General features: G+C 45.4%; 17 protein-coding genes, 1 tRNA gene and 1 pseudogene. 10 read left to right on the top strand and 9 right to left on the bottom strand.

Translation table 11 applies throughout. The annotated features are described in order from the left end of the window. The first annotated feature begins 8 nt into the window (after window positions 1-8). The 4 genes from der (at window position 9) to rsmA (ending at window position 5043) form a co-directional block, all read left to right on the top strand. Window positions 9-1541, top strand: coding sequence for a ribosome biogenesis GTPase Der (gene der / locus E4T80_RS02765; RefSeq protein WP_135054735.1), 1533 nt, complete (start codon window positions 9-11; stop codon window positions 1539-1541). Between the two features lie 92 nt (window positions 1542-1633). Then, window positions 1634-3061 carry a bifunctional D-glycero-beta-D-manno-heptose-7-phosphate kinase/D-glycero-beta-D-manno-heptose 1-phosphate adenylyltransferase HldE gene (gene hldE / locus E4T80_RS02760; RefSeq protein ID WP_135054733.1) on the top strand — a complete coding sequence of 476 codons (1428 nt, stop codon included), beginning with the start codon at window positions 1634-1636 and terminating at the stop codon, window positions 3059-3061. A gap of 68 nt (window positions 3062-3129) precedes the next feature. Next, a complete protein-coding gene (locus E4T80_RS02755; protein WP_135054731.1) occupies window positions 3130-4068 on the top strand; it encodes a peptidylprolyl isomerase in 939 nt (312 codons plus the stop codon). A 96-nt stretch (window positions 4069-4164) separates the two neighbouring features. Next, window positions 4165-5043 carry a 16S rRNA (adenine(1518)-N(6)/adenine(1519)-N(6))-dimethyltransferase RsmA gene (gene rsmA / locus E4T80_RS02750; RefSeq protein ID WP_135054729.1) on the top strand — a complete coding sequence of 293 codons (879 nt, stop codon included), beginning with the start codon at window positions 4165-4167 and terminating at the stop codon, window positions 5041-5043. 224 nt (window positions 5044-5267) lie between these two features. On the opposite strand, the gene lon is transcribed toward rsmA, so the two are convergent. Then, window positions 5268-7673 carry an endopeptidase La gene (gene lon / locus E4T80_RS02745; protein WP_135054727.1) on the bottom strand — a complete coding sequence of 802 codons (2406 nt, stop codon included), beginning with the start codon at window positions 7671-7673 and terminating at the stop codon, window positions 5268-5270. A gap of 169 nt (window positions 7674-7842) precedes the next feature. Between lon and hflD the strand changes: the two genes are divergently transcribed. From hflD to E4T80_RS02715, 6 genes and pseudogenes are all read left to right on the top strand, one after another. Continuing rightward, window positions 7843-8469 (top strand): high frequency lysogenization protein HflD, encoded by a 627-nt coding sequence (gene hflD / locus E4T80_RS02740; RefSeq protein ID WP_135054725.1) that lies wholly within the window; start codon window positions 7843-7845, stop codon window positions 8467-8469. Between the two features lie 14 nt (window positions 8470-8483). Next, window positions 8484-9851, top strand: coding sequence for an adenylosuccinate lyase (purB, locus tag E4T80_RS02735; protein WP_135054723.1), 1368 nt, complete (start codon window positions 8484-8486; stop codon window positions 9849-9851). A 78-nt stretch (window positions 9852-9929) separates the two neighbouring features. Beyond that, complete coding sequence (locus tag E4T80_RS02730; protein ID WP_135054721.1) at window positions 9930-10691, top strand: DeoR/GlpR family transcriptional regulator; 762 nt, start codon at window positions 9930-9932, stop codon at window positions 10689-10691. Next, window positions 10691-11557, top strand: a complete 867-nt coding sequence (gene ubiA / locus E4T80_RS02725; RefSeq protein WP_135054719.1) for a 4-hydroxybenzoate octaprenyltransferase — start codon at window positions 10691-10693, stop codon at window positions 11555-11557. Before E4T80_RS02730 ends, ubiA begins: the two co-directional genes overlap by 1 nt. Before the next feature lie 104 nt (window positions 11558-11661). Further along, window positions 11662-11747: transfer RNA gene (locus E4T80_RS02720), tRNA-Leu, on the top strand. 493 nt (window positions 11748-12240) lie between these two features. Continuing rightward, window positions 12241-12892, top strand: a pseudogene (locus tag E4T80_RS02715) (IS1595 family transposase). A gap of 537 nt (window positions 12893-13429) precedes the next feature. Here E4T80_RS02715 and guaA read toward each other — a convergent pair. The 8 genes from guaA to glgX form a co-directional block, all read right to left on the bottom strand. Continuing rightward, complete coding sequence (guaA, locus tag E4T80_RS02710; protein ID WP_135054717.1) at window positions 13430-15001, bottom strand: glutamine-hydrolyzing GMP synthase; 1572 nt, start codon at window positions 14999-15001, stop codon at window positions 13430-13432. Window positions 15002-15016: 15 nt separating this feature from the next. Beyond that, window positions 15017-15916: a DUF4299 family protein gene (locus E4T80_RS02705; protein WP_135054715.1), complete on the bottom strand. Its 900-nt coding sequence runs from the start codon at window positions 15914-15916 to the stop codon at window positions 15017-15019. Window positions 15917-15931: 15 nt separating this feature from the next. Next, the gene (locus tag E4T80_RS02700) at window positions 15932-16549 is read right to left on the bottom strand and encodes a DUF1919 domain-containing protein (protein WP_135054713.1); all 618 of its coding nucleotides are present in this window, start codon (window positions 16547-16549) and stop codon (window positions 15932-15934) included. A 37-nt stretch (window positions 16550-16586) separates the two neighbouring features. Further along, window positions 16587-17057: a hypothetical protein gene (locus tag E4T80_RS02695; protein WP_135054711.1), complete on the bottom strand. Its 471-nt coding sequence runs from the start codon at window positions 17055-17057 to the stop codon at window positions 16587-16589. 61 nt (window positions 17058-17118) lie between these two features. Beyond that, window positions 17119-18585, bottom strand: a complete 1467-nt coding sequence (gene guaB, locus E4T80_RS02690) for an IMP dehydrogenase (protein WP_135054709.1) — start codon at window positions 18583-18585, stop codon at window positions 17119-17121. 576 nt (window positions 18586-19161) lie between these two features. Further along, the gene (gene glgA / locus E4T80_RS02685; protein ID WP_135054707.1) at window positions 19162-20595 is read right to left on the bottom strand and encodes a glycogen synthase GlgA; all 1434 of its coding nucleotides are present in this window, start codon (window positions 20593-20595) and stop codon (window positions 19162-19164) included. Between the two features lie 136 nt (window positions 20596-20731). Beyond that, window positions 20732-22024, bottom strand: a complete 1293-nt coding sequence (gene glgC / locus E4T80_RS02680; RefSeq protein ID WP_135054705.1) for a glucose-1-phosphate adenylyltransferase — start codon at window positions 22022-22024, stop codon at window positions 20732-20734. A 20-nt stretch (window positions 22025-22044) separates the two neighbouring features. After that, the gene (glgX, locus tag E4T80_RS02675) at window positions 22045-24033 is read right to left on the bottom strand and encodes a glycogen debranching protein GlgX (protein WP_135054703.1); all 1989 of its coding nucleotides are present in this window, start codon (window positions 24031-24033) and stop codon (window positions 22045-22047) included. Window positions 24034-24091 lie beyond the last annotated feature (58 nt).

Below are 24091 nucleotides of genomic sequence, written 5' to 3'. Positions count from 1 at the left end.
GGTTGTTTATGACTCCTGTTGTTGCCCTAGTGGGCAGACCTAATGTCGGAAAATCCACATTATTTAACCGCTTGACCCGCACCCGTGATGCGTTGGTGGCGGATTTTCCGGGGCTTACCCGAGATCGCAAATACGGGCAAGCCAATGTCGGCGGTTACAATTTTATTGTCATTGATACCGGCGGGATTGACGGCACGGAAGAAGGCGTAGAAGAAAAAATGGCGGAGCAATCGTTGTTGGCGATTGATGAAGCCGATGTCGTCCTGTTTTTGGTGGACGCACGAGCCGGTTTAGTACCTGCAGATATCGGCATTGCACAATATTTACGCCAGCACGAGAAAAAAACCGTTTTGGTCGCCAATAAAACAGACGGCATTGATGCCGATTCCCACTGCGCCGAGTTTTATTCCCTTGGCTTAGGCGAAGTCGAACAAATTGCGGCAGCACAAGGGCGGGGCGTAACGCAACTGATAGAACAGGTGCTTGCACCGCTCACCCAATCCCTTGAGGTAGAACAAGCGGTCGAATCCGAGCAAGATCTTGCAAATGACAACAACGATGTCGAACAGGACGAATGGGATCACGATTTTGATTTCGAGAATGAAGCCGATACCGCCCTCTTAGACGATGCGTTAGAGGAAGAAAACGACAATGCGGCGGACGATAAAAATATCAAAATTGCGATTGTCGGTCGCCCGAACGTGGGGAAATCTACCCTCACCAACCGTATTTTAGGCGAAGATCGGGTAGTGGTGTACGATATGCCGGGCACAACCCGTGATTCCATTTATATCCCAATGGAGCGGGACGGTCAGCATTACACCATTATTGACACGGCGGGAGTGCGTAAACGAGGCAAGGTGCATTTGGCAGTGGAAAAATTCTCGGTGATTAAAACCCTGCAAGCGATCCAAGATGCCAATGTGGTACTCCTCACCATTGATGCCCGTGATAATATTTCCGATCAAGACTTGTCGCTACTCGGCTTTATTTTAAATGCCGGCAAATCCCTCGTGATTGTGGTGAATAAGTGGGACGGCTTATCGCAGGATATTAAAGATAACGTGAAATCGGAACTCGATCGCCGGTTGGATTTTATTGATTTCGCCCGTGTGCATTTTATCTCCGCTTTACACGGCAGTGGCGTGGGCAATTTGTTTGACTCAATCCAAGAAGCGTATCAATGCGCTACACAGAAAATGACGACCTCAATGCTCACCCGTATTTTGCAAATGGCAACGGACGAGCATCAGCCGCCGTTAGTTAATGGCCGCCGAGTAAAATTGAAATATGCGCATCCGGGCGGCTATAACCCGCCGATTATCGTCATTCACGGCAACCAAATTGATCGGCTAGCGGATTCCTACAAACGTTATCTGTCCAATTATTTCCGTAAAAGTTTGAAAATTATCGGCTCGCCGATTCGGGTGCTATTCCAAGAAGGTAATAACCCGTTTGCCGGCAGGCGCAACAAGCTGACCCCAAGTCAGCTACGCAAACGGAAACGTTTGATGAAATTTATCAAGAAAAACCGAAAATAACCGAAAACAAGCGGTCGGATAACACCGATTTTTTGCGAAAACATCTTGTCATCAGACCGCTTGCGTTGTTTACTCTAACTGATGAGATAAAAATGATGATGCAATATTCTCCTCAATTTACCGCAGCAAAGGTATTAGTGCTGGGTGATGTAATGTTAGACCGCTACTGGTTCGGCGCAACCCACCGCATTTCGCCGGAAGCACCCGTACCGGTGGTAAAAGTGCAAGAGTTGGAAGAACGGGCAGGAGGGGCTGCCAACGTGGCAATGAATATCGCCAGCCTGAACGTACCGGTGATCTTACACGGCTTAATCGGGCAAGATGATGCGGGGCGGGCGCTAGATACGCTATTACAATCCCACCACATTCAAAACCACTGTGTTGCCCTCGCTACTCACCCGACAATCACCAAATTGCGTATTCTCTCCCGCCACCAACAATTACTGCGTTTGGATTTTGAAGAAGGCTTTCACGCGGTGGACAGCCAGCCGTTGCTTGTAAAATTAGCGGCGGATATTACCGCTTGCGGGGCTTTGATTCTGTCCGACTACGGCAAAGGTACGCTCGCTTGCGTGCAACAAATGATCCAAATTGCCCGTCAAGCCAATGTGCCGGTGTTAATCGACCCGAAAGGCACGGATTTTGAACGTTATCGGGGGGCAACATTACTCACCCCGAATATGGCGGAATTTGAGGCGGTGGTCGGTCATTGTGCGAACGATGACGAAATTGTGGCAAAAGGGCTAAAAATGATCGCCGATTTTGACTTATCCGCTCTCTTAGTTACCCGCTCGGAAAAGGGAATGACACTACTTCGTCCAAACCAACCGCCGTTCCATTTACCGACCCAAGCGAAAGAAGTGTATGATGTAACAGGCGCAGGCGATACGGTAATCAGCGTGTTGGCAACAGCGATTGCGGACGGGCGTTCCCTTGAGGAATCCTGCTATCTTGCCAATGCGGCGGCAGGGGTAGTGGTCGGTAAGCTCGGCACTTCGACCGTCAGCGTATCAGAGCTGGAAACGGCAATCCACCAACGTACCGAAACAGGCTTTGGTGTGGTAAGTGAACCGAGCTTAAAAGCTATCGTGGCACAGGCGAAAGCCCGCGGCGAAAAAATCGTGATGACCAACGGCTGTTTTGATATTCTACACCCGGGACACGTTTCCTACCTCGAAAATGCACGAAAATTGGGCGATCGTTTGATCGTGGCGGTCAATACCGATGAGTCGGTCAAACGTCTTAAAGGCGAGAGCCGCCCGATTAACGATTTGGAGGCGCGAATGGCGGTGTTAGCCGGATTAGCCTCTGTCGATTGGGTCGTCCCCTTTGGTGAGGATACCCCGCAACGCTTAATCGGCGACATTTTACCGGATTTATTAGTCAAAGGCGGCGATTATCAACCGCAAGAGATTGCCGGCAGCCAAGAGGTATGGGCAAACGGCGGCGAGGTACGGGTGCTGAATTTTGAAAACGGCTGCTCTACCACCAACGTGATTAAGAAAATCCAATCGCTGTGAACCTTTTCAGCGAACGAGATTCTAACAATCATCTATTTTGACGACTTACCTTGAATTAGGAATAACAAATGAAATTAACTCACCTAAAATCACTTCTCGTCGCCGCTTGTGCGTTGTTGAGCGTGGCTCAACTTAAAGCGGAAGAACGTGTGGTGGCAACCGTTGACGGTCATCCATTGATGCAAAGCGAAGTACAAAAAGCATTGGGCAAGCGTGCCAATACGGAGGCCAACCGCAAAGCGGCATTAGACGATCTGATCAACGATTTCATTGTACAACGTGAAATTCAACAATCCGGTATTAAAGTGAATTACGCTTATGTCGATCAAGTCATCGAAAATATTGCCCGCCAAAACGGGATCACTTACGGGCAATTATTGGATTACCTTGACTCGCAACGTATTACCCTCAACCAGTATCGCCAACAGATTGCCCATCAAATGTTAATGGAGCAAATCCGCCACCAATCTATCGGCAAAACGATTCAGGTTGAACCGCAAGAGGTGCAAGCCCTTGCGAAAGAGATGATGGAAAAAGCAAAAGCGAACGGCAAAATCAAAGCCGTAACCGGCACACAGCACCGCATTAGCCATATTTTGTTAAAAACAACCCCGATTTTAAATGATAAGCAAGCCAAGCAGAAACTGACGGAGATTGCCGCCGAGATTAACGCCGGCAAGCAAACCTTTGAACAGGCGGCAAGTACTAATTCTGTCGATTATGCCTCCGCTGCTGAGGGGGGCGATTTAGGCTGGAATTTCTTGGATATTTATGATCCGGTATTTGCCAAAACCGCGAAAAACAGTAAAAAAGGCGTGATTTCCGCCCCGTTCAAATCGCAATTTGGTTGGCATATTCTCAAAGTAACGGATACCCGTGAAAGCGATCGCACCGAAGATGCCTATATGCAAAAAGCCTACGAACAATTAGTCGATAAACAAGCCCAAGCGGCTTCTAAAGATTGGGTAAAAGCACTGAGAGATCGTGCGACCATCAAGTATTTCTAAACAACATTAAAAATAAGAACCTCGCGCTTGCGGGGTTCTTTGCGTTATTCAATTTGCAAAAAAACGGCGGTAATCTACCGCTTGTCAGGACAAACAATGAGTTCAAATTCAAAAAAACACTTGGGACATACCGCCCGTAAACGCTTCGGGCAAAACTTTCTCCACGATCAAAATGTGATTCACAATATCGTGGCGGCGATTGCCCCGAAAAGCGATCAATTTTTACTGGAAATCGGGCCGGGCTTAGGCGCGCTCACCGAGCCGGTTGCCGATTTAATCGATCATCTCACGGTGGTAGAACTCGACCGGGATCTCGCCGAACGCCTACGTCATCACCCTTTTTTACATCAAAAACTCACCGTCATTGAGCAAGATGCGCTACGTTTTAACTTCCGTGATTATTTTGACAGCCTGAAACTGACCGAACAAGACAAGCGGGTAAGAGTATTTGGCAATTTACCCTATAATATTTCCACTCCATTGATGTTCCACCTTTTGACTTTCCACGATTTAATTGAGGATATGCACTTTATGTTGCAAAAAGAGGTGGTCAAACGCCTGTGTGCTGCGCCAAATAGTAAAGCATACAGCAGGCTGACGATTATGGCACAATATTATTGCCAAGTAATGCCGGTGTTGGAAGTGCCGCCAAATGCGTTCAAACCTGCGCCGAAAGTGGATTCTGCCGTAGTGCGCTTAGTGCCTTACCCAACCCTACCGCATCCGGTAAAAGATATCTACTGGCTCAATCGTGTTACCACTCAAGCCTTTAACCAGCGGCGTAAAACCCTGCGCAATGCGCTTTCGACACTCTTTACTGCCGAGCAATTAACCGCTCTCAATATCGACCTGAATGCGCGGGCGGAAAATTTAAGTTTGGCGGATTATGCCCGCCTTGCAAATTGGTTGTGCGATAACCCGCCTCAAGAGGTAAATGAGACGGTATTTGATGAAAACATTCATTCTCTTATGTAGCGATACAAAATTGAATTTTACTCATAAGTAGGGATACCAAATCGGCGTCCCTTTCCTAATCCCCGAAAGACATCGGTTTTCATTGGTATGGGCATAGATTGAACTAGCCAATTTGGGCATTTACGCCATAACAGCGAAGGCAATTAGCGACTAATTTGCTGCAAGCGGTGTGATTTTGCCTATTTTTTACAAAAAAGAAGGGACGTTTTTACGTCCCTTTTAATTTACTGCACACTAGCCGATTTGGTTTTTTTCACCTTAATCGTGCTTTTTTGTCCGTTCGGTACAATGTCAATGCCCTGCGGTGCATTTTCAAGGGCGATTGCCAATACTTCGTCAATAGTTTCGACCGGATAAATCGCTAAAGCCTGCTTCGCATTTTCAGGGATTTCCTCCAGATCTTTTTCATTTTCTTTCGGAATAATCACGGTCTTGATGCCACCACGGTGTGCCGCCAATAGCTTCTCTTTTAAGCCGCCGATTGCCAATACTTTACCACGCAGGGTAATTTCACCGGTCATTGCCACATCGGCACGCACCGGATTGCCTGTCAGACTGGATACTAAAGCGGTACACATTGCAATCCCTGCGCTCGGGCCGTCTTTCGGGGTCGCCCCTTCCGGTACGTGAACGTGAATATCCCGTTTTTCATAGAAATCCGGTGCAATGCCCAATTTTTCCGCACGGGAACGTACCACAACCATTGCCGCTTGGATCGACTCTTTCATCACATCACCAAGCGAGCCGGTATAAGCAAATTTGCCTTTGCCGATCACCGAGGCGGTTTCAATGGTCAGCAGATCACCACCCACTTCCGTCCACGCTAAACCGGTTACTTCACCGATACGATTTTGGTTATCCATTTTGCCGTAGTCAAAACGTCTCACCCCCAGATAATCGGCAAGGTTTGTTTCATTAACGGTAATCGCTTTGCAGGTTTTATCTAACACTAACGCTTTCACCGCTTTGCGACAAATTTTAGCAATTTCACGCTCTAAATTCCGCACGCCCGCTTCACGGGTGTAATAACGGATAATGCCTAAAATCGCACTATCTTCAATCGTCAATTCACCGGCTTTCAAGCCATTATTCTCTTGCTGTTTGGCGACTAGATGCTCTTTGGCGATGTGCATTTTTTCATCTTCCGTATAGCCGGAAAGACGGATCACTTCCATACGGTCTAGCAATGCCGGCGGTATATTCATTGAATTGGACGTTGCCACAAACATCACATCGGAGAGATCGTAATCCACCTCTAAATAATGGTCGTTAAAGGCTTTGTTCTGTTCCGGATCAAGCACTTCTAACAATGCTGAAGCCGGATCGCCCCGCATATCCTGTGCCATTTTGTCGATCTCATCAAGCAAAAAGAGTGGGTTTTTTACGCCGGCTTTCGCCATTTTCATCATCAGTTGCCCCGGCATTGAACCGATGTAGGTGCGACGATGACCGCGGATTTCCGCTTCATCACGCACACCGCCCAACGCCATTCGCACATATTTTCTGCCCGTAGCATTGGCAATGGATTGACCGAGCGAGGTTTTCCCCACCCCCGGTGGCCCGACTAAACAGAGGATCGGCCCTTTCAGTTTATTCAGACGGCTTTGCACCGCAAGGTATTCCAAAATCCGCTCTTTGACACGCTCAAGCCCGTAATGGTCTTTATCCAGCACTTCCTGCGCTTTTTGCAAATTTTTCTTAACAACCGAGCGCTTGTGCCACGGCATTTGTAAAATCCAGTCGATATAACCCCGCACTACGGTCGCTTCCGATGAGCTTTGTGGCATTGCTTTGAGCTTTTTAAACTCGCTGTCGATTTTCTCCTGCACCTCTTGCGGCAGTTTTGCCTCGGTAATTTTTTCTTTGAGCTTATCTAATTCACTCTGCTCAACATCTTCACCGTTACCCAGCTCTTTTTGAATCGCTTTGATCTGCTCGTTGAGGTAATAATCCCGCTGATTTTTTTCCATCTGCTGTTTGACACGGTTGCGGATACGGCTTTCGGTTTCGAGGGTATCCATCTCCGTTGCCATTGCGACTAACAAGGCTTCAAAACGTTTGATCAGGTTAATCTCTTCCAACAAGGCTTGCTTTTGTTTGACGGAGACCACCAAATTTGCTGCCATTGTGTCTGCCAAGCGGTCTTCAAATTGAATTTTTTGCAATTTAGGCAGAATTTCCGCTGGTACTTTTTTATTGGTTTTGATGTAATTTTCAAACTCGGTCAGTGTCGCTTTCGCAATCGCTTTCAATTCTTCATTGTCATCTTGATAGTCGGAGACTAACGCCGTAACGCCCGCCCAAAAACCGTTTTCATCATCGTGAATATGTTCAATGTTGGCACGGGTTTGCCCTTCGACCAGCACTTTGACCGTGCCGTCCGGCAGGTTTAGCATTTGGATAATGTTGGCAATCACACCGGTATGGTATAAATCATCCGTTGTCGGATCTTCATTATTCGGGTCTTTTTGCGTGACTAACAATAATTGCTTATTGGATTCCATTGCGGCACGCAAGGCTTGGATAGATTTATCCCGCCCGACAAACAGTGGCATTACCATAAACGGAAAGACCACCACATCTCTAAGTGGTAGTAACGGTAGCTCAATTGGTTTCTTTTTTCTTGCCATTTTATCGCTCTCCTAAATTGAATTAGCCCATTATGGGGGCGGATTTCGGAAATACAAGCGAAATTGCTAAAATTTGCAAATTGGTAGGATTGCCCGCTAAACATTCTCAATCTTGCCTTTTTATGCTATATTCCCACGCAATTTTTTGCAAAATGACTTGATTTGGAAAATGGCACATTATCAGGATATTTCCATTGCATTAGCGGGGGTTTGTCAAACGGCTGCGTTAGTGCAACAATTTGCCCACAAAGGCACGGCGGATCGTGAGATCTTCGGGCATTCGTTACGGAGTTTGTTGATCACGCAACCGGAATCGACTGAAGCCGTATTCGGCGGTATCGGCTCGTTGAAAGTCGGTTTTGAAACGCTGTTATCTCAATTTGGGGCGAAACAGGGCAAGTTGGACACGGAAATCGGGCGGTATTGGATCAGTATCTTAGCGTTAAGTCAGAAACTGGCTAAAAATGCCACGGCAAAATCGGCGTTGGCGCAGCGTTTACAACAATTAGAACGGCAATTAGCTCTCTATGACGGCGATATTCTGCACGAACAGATGATCGCCAATATCGCCGCTGCCTATAGCGACATCATCAGCCCGCTCGGTTCAAAAATTCACGTAATCGGTGCGCAGGATTATCTTTCCCGTCCGGATATTCAACATCGGGTGCGAGCCGCCCTACTCGCCGGTATCCGTGCCGCTATTTTATGGCAGCAAGTCGGCGGCAGCCGCTGGCAATTTCTCTTTTGCCGTAAAAAAATTCTCACTGCAACTCAATCTTTATATTCCTCGTTATAACTGGAGACTTTTCTATGCAACTTAATGCTTTAACTGCATTATCCCCGATTGACGGTCGTTATCAAGATAAAGCGGCTGCCTTACGCTCGATTTTCAGCGAATTTGGCTTATTAAAATTCCGTGTTACCGTAGAAGTGCGTTGGCTACAAAAATTGGCGGCACACGCACAAATTCAGGAAGTACCGCATTTATCCCAACAGGCAAACGATTACTTAGATCAAATCGTTGCCAATTTTTCGATGGCAGATGCCGAACGGATTAAAACGATTGAGCGTACCACCAACCACGATGTCAAAGCCGTCGAGTATTTTTTAAAAGAAAAAAGTGAAACGCTGTCGGAGTTAGCCAAAATCAGTGAATTTATCCACTTTGCCTGCACCTCTGAAGATATTAACAACACCTCACACGCCCTAATGCTCAAAACCGCCCGTGAAGACGTCCTATTACCGGAATGGCAAAAATTGATCGCCGCTATTGAGGAATTGGCAAACCGCTATAAACAAATGCCGTTACTTTCCCGAACCCACGGTCAGCCGGCAAGCCCGACTACCCTCGGTAAAGAGATGGCAAACGTTGCTTACCGGTTAAAACGTCAATATAAACAACTGGAAAATCTTGATATTCTCGCCAAAATCAATGGTGCGGTCGGCAACTACAATGCCCATTTATCCGCCTATCCGGATATTGACTGGCACACCTTCAGCCAAGAATTTATCACGTCATTAGGGGTAACCTGGAATCCGTACACCACACAAATTGAACCGCACGACTATATTGCCGAATTTTTTGACTGCGTGGCACGTTTTAACACCATTTTGATTGATTTCGACCGTGATATGTGGGGCTATATCGCACTTAACCATTTCAAACAACGGACGATTGCCGGTGAAATCGGCTCAAGTACAATGCCGCATAAAGTTAATCCGATCGACTTTGAAAACTCCGAAGGCAATTTGGGTTTAGCAAACGCCGTAATGGCGCATTTAGGGGCGAAATTGCCGATCTCCCGCTGGCAACGCGATTTAACCGACTCCACGGTGCTACGCAATCTAGGCGTAGGCTTAGGCTATGCACTCATCGCATATGCGGCAACCCTCAAAGGCATCAGCAAACTTGAAGTGAACGAGCAACATTTGCTAGATGAATTGGATCAAAACTGGGAAGTCTTAGCCGAGCCGATCCAAACCGTAATGCGCCGTTACGGCATTGAAAAACCGTATGAAAAACTGAAAGAATTAACCCGCGGTAAACGGGTAGATGGTGAAGCGATGCGTCAATTTATTGACGGCTTAGCCTTACCGGAAAACGAAAAAACACGTTTAAAACAGATGACACCGGCAAGCTATATCGGCTATGCGGTTGAATTAGTGGACAAACTGTAAAATCTTGCTGAAAACTGACCGCTTGCAAGCGGTCGGTTTTAGGAAATATTTTGCAAATCATCGAATTGGAACATCGGAATGAAACAGTCGATTCGGCATCAAAAGATTATTGAACTGGTTACGCAGCTCGGTTATGTCAGCACGGAACTGCTCGTCAATGAACTGGGGGTCAGCTCGCAAACGATCCGCCGAGATCTAAACGAACTGGCGGAAAATAATATGATTCGCCGCCATCACGGCGGTGCGGCACTGCCGTCCAGCAGTGAAAACAGCGATTATAGTGATCGTAAACAGTTTTTTTTCTTGCAAAAAAAGACTATCGCCCAGAATGTCGCCAAAATGATTCCAAACGGCTCATCTCTGTTTATCGACATCGGCACCACGCCGGAAGCGGTTGCCGGCGCACTACTTGAGCACCAAAATCTCCGCATTGTTACCAATAATCTCAATGCCGCCCATATTCTGATGCAAAAAGAAGATTTCCAAATCACCATTGCCGGTGGCGGATTACGCTTTGACGGTGGCATTATCGGCGAAGCGACCGTGAATTTTATCAACCAATTCCGTTTGGATTTCTGCATTCTCGGCATCAGTGCCGTTGAGCCGGACGGCTCAATGATGGACTATGATTACCACGAGGTACAAGTGAAACGGGCATTGATGCGAAATGCCCGCAACGTTATTTTAGTAACCGATCACTCTAAATTTAACCGTAATGCGATCGTCCGCTTAGGTAATCTGCGTGAAATCAACTACCTATTTACCGATAAAATGCTCCCGCTCGAAATCGCCAACCTTTTGGCAAACAGCGATGTGAATATTAATATTTGTTGCCCGTAATGACGTTTTTTTCCTCTGATAAATGGCGAGCTTACGCCCAACTAATGCGCTTAGACAAACCCATCGGCACATTCTTATTGCTTTGGCCGACACTGTGGGCATTATTTAGCGCTAGCAACGGACTACCGTCTCTCTCTATTTTACTGATTTTCGTACTGGGCGTTATCGTAATGCGTGCTGCCGGTTGTGTAATCAACGATTATGCCGATCGCCATATTGACGGTAGCGTAAAACGCACCGCCCAACGCCCGCTTGCAACAGGTCGCATTCGCCCAAATGAAGCAAAGGCATTATTTATCCTCCTGATTGCTATCGCATTTTTGTTAGTCTTGCAGCTCAATTTCTACACGATTGGGCTGTCAATTATCGCCGTTGGGCTGGCAACTGTTTACCCTTTTATGAAACGCTACACCCACCTGCCGCAGTTTGTCTTAGGAATGGCATTCGGCTGGTCGATACCAATGGCATTCGGTGCAGTCAGCGAGCAACTTCCCCTAGAATGCTGGCTACTCTTTTTCGCCAATCTCGCGTGGACGGTGGCCTACGATACCCAATACGCAATGGTCGATCGGGACGACGATCTTCGCATTGGGGTAAAATCTACCGCCATCTTATTTGCGCAATACGATAATAAAATCATCGCCTTATTACAGCTTATTACGCTCATTTTATTAACCGTTTTTGGTAAAATCAGCCAATTTTCTACCGCTTACTTCATCGTACTCGCTTGCACAGCGACACTATTTATCTATCAATGCAAATTAACCAAACAGCGAGAAAGAGATGCCTGCTTCAAAGCCTTTCTAAATAACCATTATGTCGGAATGGGCATTTTCTTTGCTATATTGGCGGGAATCTATCTATAAACCGTTGAAAATAACGGCAAACAACGATTTTTTCAGTGATTTTAGCTTGCATACCCAAACGAAGCTCTCTATAATTCATTCCGTTTTTAAGACATTCCAAATTAGCCAGTGTGACGAAATTGGTAGACGTAGCGGATTCAAAATCCGCCGCTGAATAAGCGTGTCGGTTCGAGTCCGACCACTGGCACCAATTCCTAAATCATTATTTCCAATATAGTTAAGTGTAATCTGAACTCTTATAAAAAATAATCTTAGGATAAAAGAATTGCTAATGACTATTCTTAATAGTTCTTAGCAACTCTTTCTACTCAAAAGATTCTGCATAAACAATGTATTATATTTTCTCGTTAAACTGCTGTGTAGGCGTAGCTTGTCCTTAAGTTATTTAAATAACCCTTCTATTCTATTTATGGTCTTATTGATATTTAACTTAGAATATTCTTCGTAAATGAAAATATATTCAAAATAACGTTTAATACTTGCTAAAGTACTTCTTACATTTGATGTTTATAAGGATACTTTCCCTTATCATTCGGTTTTATGTTCGTTACTCCAAAAGGCTTTATTCTCTATTTTCCAGTTGTAAATTCTTAAATAAAATTCATTTTTTGAACCGGTTTTAACGTTTTCATTATAATTTTTAAGGGGCTGTAGTAGATTAGCAAGGGTGCCATACTACAAAAATGAAGATAACTCACTGTAAATTAAAGAAAAAATTCAGCTAAGACGGCTCGAATTTTTTGTTGCAGAAGTGACGGCAAGAACAGCGGCTAATTTGCTTGACATTCAACCGAATACTGCGTCATTGTTTTACCACAAGATTAGGCTCGTCATCGCATATCATCCCACCCTTGAGAACAAGACATTTTCGAGGGCAAAATTGAGGCTGATGAGAGTTATTTCGGTGGTCATCGCAAAGGTATAAGAGGTCGGAGAGCAGCTGGAAAAGTCGCAGTTTTTGGCTGACTAAACCATCAAGGAAAGGTGTTTACCATTGTGGTTAAAATACCAAAGCAGAAACGCTAATGCCTGTTATGACAAGGAAAACCAAGCCTAATAGTCGGGTTTATACCGATACTTATCGCAGTTACGATACATTAGATGTCAGCGAATTTCAGCACGAAAGAATCAACCGTTCAGAGATTTTTGTTGAGCGTGAAAAATCACATTAATGGTATTGAAAATTTTTGGAGTCAGGCGAAACGTGTACTGCGAAAATACAACGGAATAAACCGAAAAAACTTCCCGTTATTCTTGAAGGAATGTGAATTTCGGTTTAACTTTGGGGCACCAAAAGCACAACTAAACACGTTACGCAAATGGAGTGATATTTAGGGCTAATCTACTACAGCTCCATTTTTAATTATCTTCCAGTGCGAACTTGATATTTTTTCTTAATGCTCTCATTGAAATTAAAATGATATCGACACATTTGTGTTGGAGTATTGAGTAATCCCCAGCGATAGTCACAAATAATTTATTGAATTATACAGCCTTTTTCTTTTAGGTGATTAGTTTTTTTGTAGTAAATATCTTTTTCTGTTTAAAAAATGTAATGACAAACCACTTTAGTTGAGAGGTTATCAATAAATAGTATAGCACCAAAATTACAATGAAAAAGTTGGTATCAATAATAAGGTTCAAATATTTATTTTGTGGAGAGTTAAAAAAAAAGATTTAGGAGCTTTTTCTAAATACCGATAGATTCGATGAGAACAATAATATTTATCCAAAATCTGTTGCTATAGGAAGTAATTTGATCTAGATATAGCCCCTAAACTAACACGAATAAGGAGAAATAGAAAAACCCTGCAATCACAGGGCTTTGAGCTATGTTTGAAATAAATTGAACCGCTATGCAATACGGCGTTTTTATTCCCACTCGATAGTTGCAGGCGGTTTGCCCGAAACATCATAGACGACACGGGAAATGCCGTTGACTTCATTGATAATGCGGTTTGAGATTTTGCCGAGCAAATCATAGGGTAAGTGTGCCCAATGTGCGGTCATAAAGTCGATAGTTTCGACAGCTCGTAGGGATACTACCCAATCATATTTGCGTCCGTCGCCCATTACGCCGACTGATTTCACCGGTAGAAATACGGTAAAGGCTTGGCTCACTTTGTAATACCAGCCGGAATTGTAGAGTTCTTCGATAAAAATCGCGTCGGCTTTACGCAGTAAATCGCAGTACTCTTTCTTCACTTCGCCGAGTACCCGCACGCCTAAGCCGGGGCCGGGGAACGGGTGGCGGTTGAGCATTTCTGCCGGTAAACCGAGCGCTAAGCCTATTTTGCGTACTTCATCTTTGAAAAGTTCACGCAGCGGTTCAACCAAGCCAAGTTTCATATAATCTGGTAAACCGCCGACATTGTGGTGAGATTTGATAACGTGTGCTTTTCCGGTTTTGCTGGCGGCGGATTCAATCACATCCGGATAAATCGTGCCTTGGGCTAACCATTTGACATTGGTAAGTTTTTTCGATTCATCATCAAACACATCGACAAACACTTTGCCGATAACTTTGCGTTTGGCTTCCGGATCGCTCACACCGGCAAGTTCGCCCAAGAAACGATCTTCAGCATTGACGTGAATAATGTTTAAACCGAATTTGTCGCCGAACATTTCCATTACTTGCTGTGTTTCGTTGAGGCGTAATAAGCCGTTATCGACAAATACACAGTGCAGGTTTTTGCCGATTGCGCGGTGCAATAATAATGCGGTAACAGAGGAGTCCACTCCGCCCGATAAACCTAAAATCACTTCGTCATCGCCAACTTGGGCTTTGATGCGGGCGACCGCATCTTCAATGATGTTTTCTGCCGTCCATTTGGTTTCGCAACCACAAATATCAACCACGAAGTTTTTCAGCAAGTCCAAACCGCTTTTGGTATGAGTAACTTCAGGGTGGAATTGTACCCCGTAGAAGCGGCGGTTTTCGTCCGACATTGCCGCAATCGGGCAGGTTGGCGTTGTACCGGTAATTTGGAAATCGGCAGGTAGGCAGGTAACTTTGTCGCCGTGGCTCATCCAAACATCTAATTTAGGTGCGGAAGCGGTCAGATCATCGTTTAATTTTGCAAAAAGAGCGGTTGAATTTTCTAAGGAGACGGCGGCATAGCCAAATTCACGGTGATCGGACGTTTCGGTTAAACCGCCGAGCTGCATCGCCATTGTTTGCATACCGTAGCAGATGCCGAGTACCGGCACACTGGCGTTGAAGACATATTCCGGCGCACGAGGGCTGTTTGCTTCGGTGGTGCTTTCAGGCCCGCCGGACAGAATAATGCCCGTCGGGTTAAACTCACGGATATCCGCTTCCGTTACGTCCCACGCCCAAAGCTCGCAGTACACCCCAATTTCACGCACACGGCGGGCAATCAGTTGCGTATATTGTGAACCGAAGTCCAAGATTAAAATTTTATGTTGGTGAATGTTGTTCATTTTGTTTCTCTACATTTAAAGTAAATTCTTTAACTCTGTTTGAGTTAATCCATCAACTAGAATATATTTTTGATCTATGTAACGATATTTTTCTTTAGGTAATTTCTCAATAAATTTCGCATAGTGCAGTTTTCCAATAACTTCAAAAGTATCAATATTATCCGGATCTTTAAAAATAACTATGGATATAAACCAATCGCTAATTTCATCATTTTTTATAGAAGATAGATTTGAAAATTCGACTTCTGCGTTGTAAGGTAAAATAGTTGGCGTCTCTTGAGTAAGGGAATAAGTTCCAATTATATTATGTTCATCTTTGTAGAACATTTGTTTAGCAAAATACGCTTCTACATATTGATTTTCATAAAATAGTTCCTCAAACGTTTTGATTTGGTCTTTAGAAAATCTGATTTTGTCTATTTGCTCATAACTTGGACAGAATGGATGATGTATACCAAAAATTGTTGATTCTTTGTGATCTGAATCTAGTAAATATGCAATGCCTGTTCTAATATCCCATTCATAGTCATAATTGATATTATCAGCTAAATAAGTAATATTATCTTCATCAATAATATTATTTTGTAATTTCATAGCTAAGTTTTGCATAAAATGAATAGCAATATGCCAATCAGCTCTAGTACTTGGAGTAAAAACTCTTATATCATAGCATTCAGTTTCTTGATTGTAGGATAGCTCAAAGGTCCTACTGCTTACGCCTTCAACTCCGACTTGAATACCCTCAAATTCATTTAAGGATTTAATTAAGTATGACTTTGAATTATCAGGATCATATGGTAAGTCATATACACTTAAATCATCAATTAAAGACAATATTTCACTAATTTTCATTATTTTGGCTTTTTTAAAGCCCCAAAATGATGCCTTATTTTTAATACTAAATATTTTACTCATATAAATTAGCTTGGTTTAACGGTTGAACCACCCGACATAATCAAACCGATCATAATATCGTTTTCCGAAAATACCTATATAGTCAAACAAATTCCCTACGCATTGCTGATTTTCAAACCCTTGAATATAAAACGCACTGCGAATTTCGGGGTAGGGCTTATGGGTAAATACCACTTTATGTTTAAAGGGGAGTTTATCAAATTCAACGAGATCTTGATAGCTGCAACCGTCCCGTTCCGTCATTATAATAAATAAATTATCCAAATCCATTCGTGCTGTGCGTTGTTGCCATTTTTGCGTGGCTTCCTCATTATTGGCATAGTGCATAAAATGGAGAGTAATATCGCCCAGTTTGCCGACCGGGTAAGGTTTATCCGTTTGAATAAAGGTTAAGGGTTGATATCGGTAAACGCCAATATTGTTTAAATAACGGATAAAGTCGTTTGGCGTTAGATATAAATTCACAAACGGAGAATTGAAGCGTAGATGTAAATCGTGCGCAATAAAGCCGCCCGTACAATTACTGGCAATAATTGTCGGGTTAAAATTGGTTAAGCGTTTTCGATTTTGATAGTTAATAAGGTAGCGAAACGCTCGATTAATTTTATTGCTAATTCGTGTTAATAATGCCATTTGTATTTGCAAAAAAGTGGTGGAATGCCACCGCTTGTTATTGATTACACATCGGTTTTGCGCCAACTTGATGACGGTAGCGTAGTTGGTAGCTGTTTGGTTCAACGCTTTTATCTAAAAATTGCTGTTTTGCGTGAAGTTGCTGAGGGTTCACCCGCACAATTTCAAATGTCGCAAAGGCGTTATGTTGATTATCTAACAGGTTGAATATATTGGGTTTTATTTTACGGAGATGGTAGGTTTCCGTTTCGTTTAACCGATAACTTGCCGAACCTTCGCACTGGTAATCATAGACTTTTACGCTGCCGTTTGGGTGAAATTTAAGCACACGGTAAAGCTCGCCGATCGGGTTCATCGCCCAATAACCTTGATAGAATTCGGGGTTTAAATCCACCTGCCGAAATTGCGGGCTGCCGCAAGCGGTCAGTAACGCGCAGAAAAATGCAAAAAGAAAAAAATAATGGTATTTCATTGGGTTAAAGCAGGACGCACAGAGTGCGTCCGTCATTCATTTTACAAATATTGCCGAGAAAACGACCGCTTGCAAGTTTTGCCTGCAAGCAGAACGATTAGCTCATTCGATAATTTGGCGCTTCTTTGGTAATGGTTACATCGTGGACGTGGCTCTCTTTGATACCCGCGCCGCTGATACGGACAAATTGCGCTTTGGTGCGTAAATCGTCAATGGTGGCACAACCGGTTAAGCCCATACAAGAACGTAAACCGCCCATTTGCTGATGGATAATTTCTTTCAGATAGCCTTTGTAAGGGATACGCCCTTCAATGCCTTCCGGCACGAGTTTATCGGCGGCATTATCCGATTGGAAATAGCGATCGCTTGAGCCTTTTGACATTGCGCCTAATGAGCCCATTCCACGATAAGATTTGAACGCTCTGCCTTGGTAAAGCTCGATTTCGCCCGGTGCTTCTTCCGTGCCGGCAAACATTGAGCCGACCATCACGCAGCTTGCGCCGGCGGCAATGGCTTTGGCAATATCGCCGGAGTAGCGGATACCGCCGTCTGCGATAACCGGAATGCCACGTTCTTTTAAGGCAGCGGAAGCATCGGCGATGGCGGTGATCTGCGGTACGCCCACGCCGGTTACAATGCGGGTGGTGCAGATTGACCCCGGCCCAATCCCAATTTTGACCGCACTTGCGCCTGCATCGGCAAGGGCAATCGCTCCTTCAGCAGTTGCCACATTACCTGCCACAATCGGCAAATCTGGATATTTAGCACGGGTTTCACGCACACGTTGCAACACCCCTTCGGAATGTCCGTGGGACGAGTCGATCAACAAAATATCCACGCCGGCTTTGACCAACGCATCAATCCGTTCTTCGTTGCCAGCCCCTGCACCGACTGCCGCCCCGACACGCAAGCGACCAAATTCATCTTTACATGCATTCGGTTTGCTTTCGGCTTTTTGGTAATCTTTGAGGGTAATCATTCCTTTCAATTTAAAGTCATCATTCACGACTAACACTTTTTCGACACGGTGTTCGTGCATTAAGCGGAAGATTTCCTCACGGGTCGCATTTTCTTTCACGGTAACGAGGCGATCTTTTGGGGTCATAAAGTCGGCAACGGTCTTGGTGAGATCCGACACGAAACGGGTATCACGGCCGGTAATAATGCCGACTAAGTTATCTTGTTCGTCCACCACCGGATAGCCGGCAAAGCCGTTTTTCTTCACGATTTGCGCTAAATCCGCCAGTGTTAGTGTTGGGGAAACGGTTACCGGTTCGGACACAATACCGCTTTCAAATTTTTTCACTTTGCGCACTCGATCCGCTTGGCGTTCAATCGACATATTTTTATGAATAAAACCGATACCGCCCTCTTGAGCAAGGGAAATCGCCAATTTGGTTTCCGTTACCGTATCCATTGCCGCAGACAGCATCGGAATATTCAAGCGAATGGTTTTAGTGAGCTGGGTGGAAAGGTCGGCTGTATTGGGTAGCACGGTGGAATGAGCAGGGACAAGAAGGACATCATCAAAGGTGAGTGCTTCTTTAATCACACGTAATGACATTTGCAATAGTTCCTTAACTAAAAGATGAATGGGGAAAAATTGCGAGCGGATTATACAGATATGGCAAGCGGTTGTAAATTATCAAACCTACTCAAGCGGTCAGATTTTGTGAATTTTTTTGCAAGATGAGGTAGTAGTACGCAAAATATTGGACGTAATACTTGTGTCCGTTTTGATTAGATTGGATTTTTAAATCCCCCTTTTTCAAAGGGGGACTTGGTTTTTACTCTTTACGAAAGAGGGGGAGGAGGATTTAAATCATAGGGATACAAGGCTTGCGACCGTTTTGATTAGATTGGATTTTTAAAATCCCCCTAAATCCCCCTAAATTCCCCTTTTTCAAAGGAGGACTTGGTTTTCCTCTTTACGAAAGAGGGGATTGATTTTCCCTCTTTCGTAATATAGGGGGAAAGATTTACAGTAGGGACGCCACGCCGGCGTCCGTTTAATCAGATCTTTATATTATGCGATGTTATGAACGGATGCTAACCGACATCCTTACCTTACAGTGATATTTGCATATCCATTTTGCGTATAACATCGGCATTTTGGGCAAATCCAACCGCTTGTCTGGCGTTAGACAATCTCCTGATAGAGCGTTTGATACTGCTCTGCAACTTTCGCCCAACCGAAATCTTGGGCAAGGGCATTTTGACGCACATTCGACCACAGTTTGTTTTTTTGCCACAGGCTGATCGCTCTGCTGACGGCATCGAAAAAGCTGTTAGCATCGGGGGAATCAAACACAAAGCCCGTTGCACTGCGGCGTTCGATATTTTCTTTGTGGCTGTCGTTTACCGTATCGGCTAACCCGCCGGTGCGGCGAACGAGCGGCAAAGTCCCGTATTTCAAACCGTACAATTGCGTTAATCCGCAAGGTTCAAAACGGCTCGGTACTAAAATGACATCGCCGCCGGCAATGATTTGGTGGGAAAGCGCTTCGTCATAGCCGATTTTCACCCCGATTTGCTGTGAATAACGGGCTTGAGCGGCGCGTAAGGCGTTCTCCAAATCGGGGGAGCCGCTGCCCAGTACGATCAGTTGCACCTCTTGTTGCATCATTTCATCTATTTTCGCCAGCAGGAAATCTGCGCCCTTTTGCTCGGTGAGACGAGTAACCATTACGAACAATAACGCTTCTTTACGCTCCGGTAAGCCGAAGTAACGTTGTAGTTCGCTTTTATTTTTGGCTTTGCCTCGCATATAGTTGGCACGGAAATGGGCGACGATATGGGGGTCGCAGTCCGGATTCCACACCGTATCATCTACACCGTTTAAAATCCCCCATAATCTGCCTTCGGCTTGGCGGATTTGCAATAAGCCGTGCATTCCGCCACCGGCGATCTGCTCGGTAATTTCAAGGGCGTAGGTCGGGCTGACGGTGGTGATACGGTCGGCAAAATATAAGCCGGCTTTGAGATAAGAGATTTCACCGTAAAACTCTAAGCCGTTCGGGTGAAAAAATTCCCACGGTAAGCCGAGTTCGGCTAGGTGGTAGGCTTGAAACCTCCCCGGATAAGCAATGTTATGAATAGTAAATACGCTTTTTACCGGACTGTGCCAGCTTTTGAGATAGGCACACGCAAGCCCGCCCTGCCAGTCGTGAGCGTGTAAAATCTCTGCCCGTCCCCACCAATGATCCAACCCTTCGGCGAGCTGTGCACCGAGGTAGCCGAGCAGAGCAAAACGTCTGTAATTATCGGTGTAGTCTTGGTAATTATCGTCATAATAGGGCAGACGGCGGTTAAAGAGATGCGGGGCATCAATAACATACACCCCTAATCCGTTAAAATGGGCAAAACGCAGAGTGATAATACCGGCGAACGTACCGAGCGTGGTAACTTCCACCGTTTCCCCCAGTTTTTCGGCAACCTGCGGATAGTATGGCAGCAATACTCGGACATCATTGCCCGCCTGTTGTTGAGCATACGGTAATGCACCCATTACATCAGCCAATCCGCCGGTTTTGATCAGCGGGTACATCTCCGAGCAAATATGTAAAATTTTCATTGAGGTTTAACCTATGTTGTGTCATTAAAAGAGCTTACTGTCCCTGTAATTTACGCATAATACCCTTTACAAGCGGTGGGTTGCGAGCGTTTTTTTGCAATAATTTCGGCAAAATACACCGCTTGTATTCGTTAGATTATGCTTGTTGTGCTTGATCTTTTGCCAGTTTGTCGAGCATTTTTTGGCACACTAGCACGATACCGCCTTTGCTGATACGGAAATATTTTGCATCTTGTTCAGGATCAACACCAATAGTTAAGCCGTCCGGCAAGGTACAGTGGCGATCGATCACGGCACGTTTAATCACGCAATTTTTGCCGATATGCACCTGTGGTAAAATAACGGATTCCTCAATAATGCTGTCTTCATTCACAATAACCCGATTAAATAGAACGGAACTGCTGATTTCCGCATCGGTAATCACACAGCCGCCGGCGATAAGTGAGTTATCAAGGGTATGCGCACGGGCTTTTTTGTAGAAAAACCGAGCCGGTGCGGTTTGCTGCGGGCGACCGTGAATCGGCCAAGATTCATCATAGAGATCGAGTTGCGGCGTTTCGCTGACTAAATCCATATGCGCCGACCAGTAGCTATCGATTGTGCCGACATCACGCCAGTAGATTGATCCGGTGGTGTTGCGTCCTTCGCAAGATCGCTCGAACGGGTGAGCATAAATAACGCCCTGTTCAACGGCTTTCGGGATAATATCTTTACCGAAGTCGTGGCTTGTATCGGGATTAGAGACTTCTTGTTCAAGCATTTCGTATAGGTAATCGGCATCAAAGACATAAATCCCCATTGACGCAAGGGCGGAATCCGGTTTATCCGGCATTGCCGGCGGGTTTGTCGGTTTTTCCACAAAGGCTTGCACTTTCAGTTTTTCATTTACCGCCATTACGCCAAATTCGCTCGCTTGCTCACGCGGGACTTCAATACAGCCAACGGTACATCTCGCACCGGAATCAACGTGATCTTCCAACATTTTGTTGTAGTTCATTTTGTAGATATGGTCGCCGGCAAGAATAATCACATATTTTGGGCGGTAGTGGGATTTCATCATTTCCATATTTTGATAAACCGCATCCGCCGTGCCACGATACCAAGTATTTTCGTCAATTTGCTGACGTGCCGGCAGCATATCAATATATTGATTACGCTCATAAGGCAGGAACGACCAACCCCGTTGCAAGTGGCGCAACAGCGAGTGGGCGGCGTATTGGGTAATCACGCCGACTTTTAACAGGTTTGAGTTGATACAGTTAGAGAGGGCGAAATCGATAATACGGCGGCTGCCGCCAAAATAGACTGCCGGTTTGGCACGTTTGTCCGTTAATTCATACAAGCGAGAGCCACGCCCGCCGGCTAGGATTAAAACAAGGGTTTGTGCGGTTAAATTGCGTCTGTCGGTGAATGCTTCCTGTTTTAGCATATTGTTATCTCCAAATTGGGTTATATGTGTTTCCGTTGAAGTACGCATACCCCGAGAGTATCCAGAGTAACCGCTAGCGTATCAGTCATCAGAGCCTTGTTTTCTATGCCTAATTGGTTGTCCCATTCCCCCTTAGGCAATAAAAAGCGTTGTGGTGTCGTTTTGGCGTTAATCAAAATCAGCCATTGATCTTCCATTAAAATTTGAATGGCTTTGGTGGAATGGTCGTGCCAATCGTTAAACTGTATCGGTTCGCCGTCAGGGCGTAGCCACTGCACTTTGTCCGCCCCCCACCATTGATTGTCGTCAGAAAGCAACGGGATTTGTTTGCGAATATGGATCAGTTTGGCAACATACTCAATCAGATCCTGATCGGCGTTTTGCCAATCCAGCCAAGTGATTTCATTATCTTGGCAATAGCTGTTATTATTGCCCTGTTGGCTGTTGCCCATTTCATCGCCGCCTAAAAGCATCGGCGTGCCGCCGGAGAGTAACAGTGTGGCAAGCAAGGCTCGGCGGCTGGCGTTGCGTCCGGCAAGAATAGCGGGATCGTCCGTTTCGCCTTCAACACCGTGATTGTAGCTGATGTTGTTATGATGTCCGTCCCGATTATCTTCCCCGTTTGCCCAGTTATGTTTTTCGTTATAGCTGACGAGATCTTGTAGCGTAAAACCATCGTGTGCGGTAATGTAATTGATACTGCTCGCAGGGCGGCGGTTATGGGCGAAAAGATCATCGCTACCGGCAAAGCGGCGGACAAACTGCCCCAAATCGCCGTGTGAGGTCAGAAAAAAGCGTTTCATCTCATCACGGTAGCGGTCGTTCCATTCCGCAAACGGTTTGGGAAATGCACCGAGTTGATAGCCGTGCCAACCAATATCCCAAGGCTCGGCAATCCATTTGACGTGAGCAAGAGCGGAATGGCTGGCAAGGGCGGTAAAAAAGGCGGAATGTTCGGAAAAGGTTGGCGTTCGCCCTAACGTTGCGCCGAGATCAAACCGAAAACCGTCAATATGGCACGTTTCCACCCAATAGCGGAGGCAATCAATGACCCAACGTAGTACCGCCAAATCTGAAATATTTAAGGTGTTGCCGCAGCCCGACCAGTTAAAATAGTCCCGTGCTTCGTTCAGCCAATAATAGGCTTGGTTATCAATACCCCGCTGGCAGAGCATCGGACCGTCTTTGCCGGCTTCGGCAGTGTGATTAAAGACCACATCTAAAATCACCTCAATACCCGCTTGGTGCAAGGTTTTGACCATCTGTTTAAATTCATCAAGCGGATTGGTCTGATCATAGGCAAGGCTCGGATCAACGGCAAAATGCCCCAATACGTTATAGCCCCAATAATTTTTCAGCCCCAAAGCCTGCAAGTGCGGTTCATCAATATGATAGCTAATCGGTTGCAGTTCCACCGCCGTAATGCCGAGTCGCTTCAAATGCGCAATCGAGGCAGGGTGTGCCATTCCGGCAAAAGTACCGGCGATAGCTGCCGGCACATCAGGGTTCTGCTTGCTAAACCCTTTGACGTGCGTTTCGTAAATAATCGTTTTTGCCCACGGGGTGAAAGGTCTCTCTTCGTTTTGCCAGTCAAATCTGTGTTGATCGACCACCACCGATTTTGGCGCTAAATGGGCATTATCTCGTGTATCATTCCATAAAAACCATTGGCGAGCCTCTGGCGTTGCCAAATCAGGTTGCCCGATAATTTGTAAAGCATAGGGATCAACCAATAATTTTTGCGGGTTGAATAAGTTACCCTGTTGCTCGTCCGTTTCTCCGCTTACACGGTAGCCGTAAAGACAGCCTACCGCTAAGCCCTCAATGAAGATATGCCAAATCTCTTCGGTTTTCACCATTGGGAAACGTTGTTCGCCGTTTTCGGTAAAAATGGCGAGTTCAACGGCAGTAGCTTGTCGTGAAAAAAGGGCAAAGTTCACCCCTTGTTTACCGTTTAGTCGGGTTAATTGGCTGCCGAGTGGAAACGGGCGACCGGCAAGATAGTGCATAATGACCTCGAATATCAGAGAGAGTGCAAGAGAATGTTTTGCAAAAAAGCTGACCTAA

Source organism: Muribacter muris, assembly GCF_004569585.1.
Taxonomy (GTDB): Bacteria; Pseudomonadota; Gammaproteobacteria; order Enterobacterales; family Pasteurellaceae; genus Muribacter; species Muribacter muris.
This window is presented reverse-complemented; position numbering and strand designations above follow the sequence as displayed.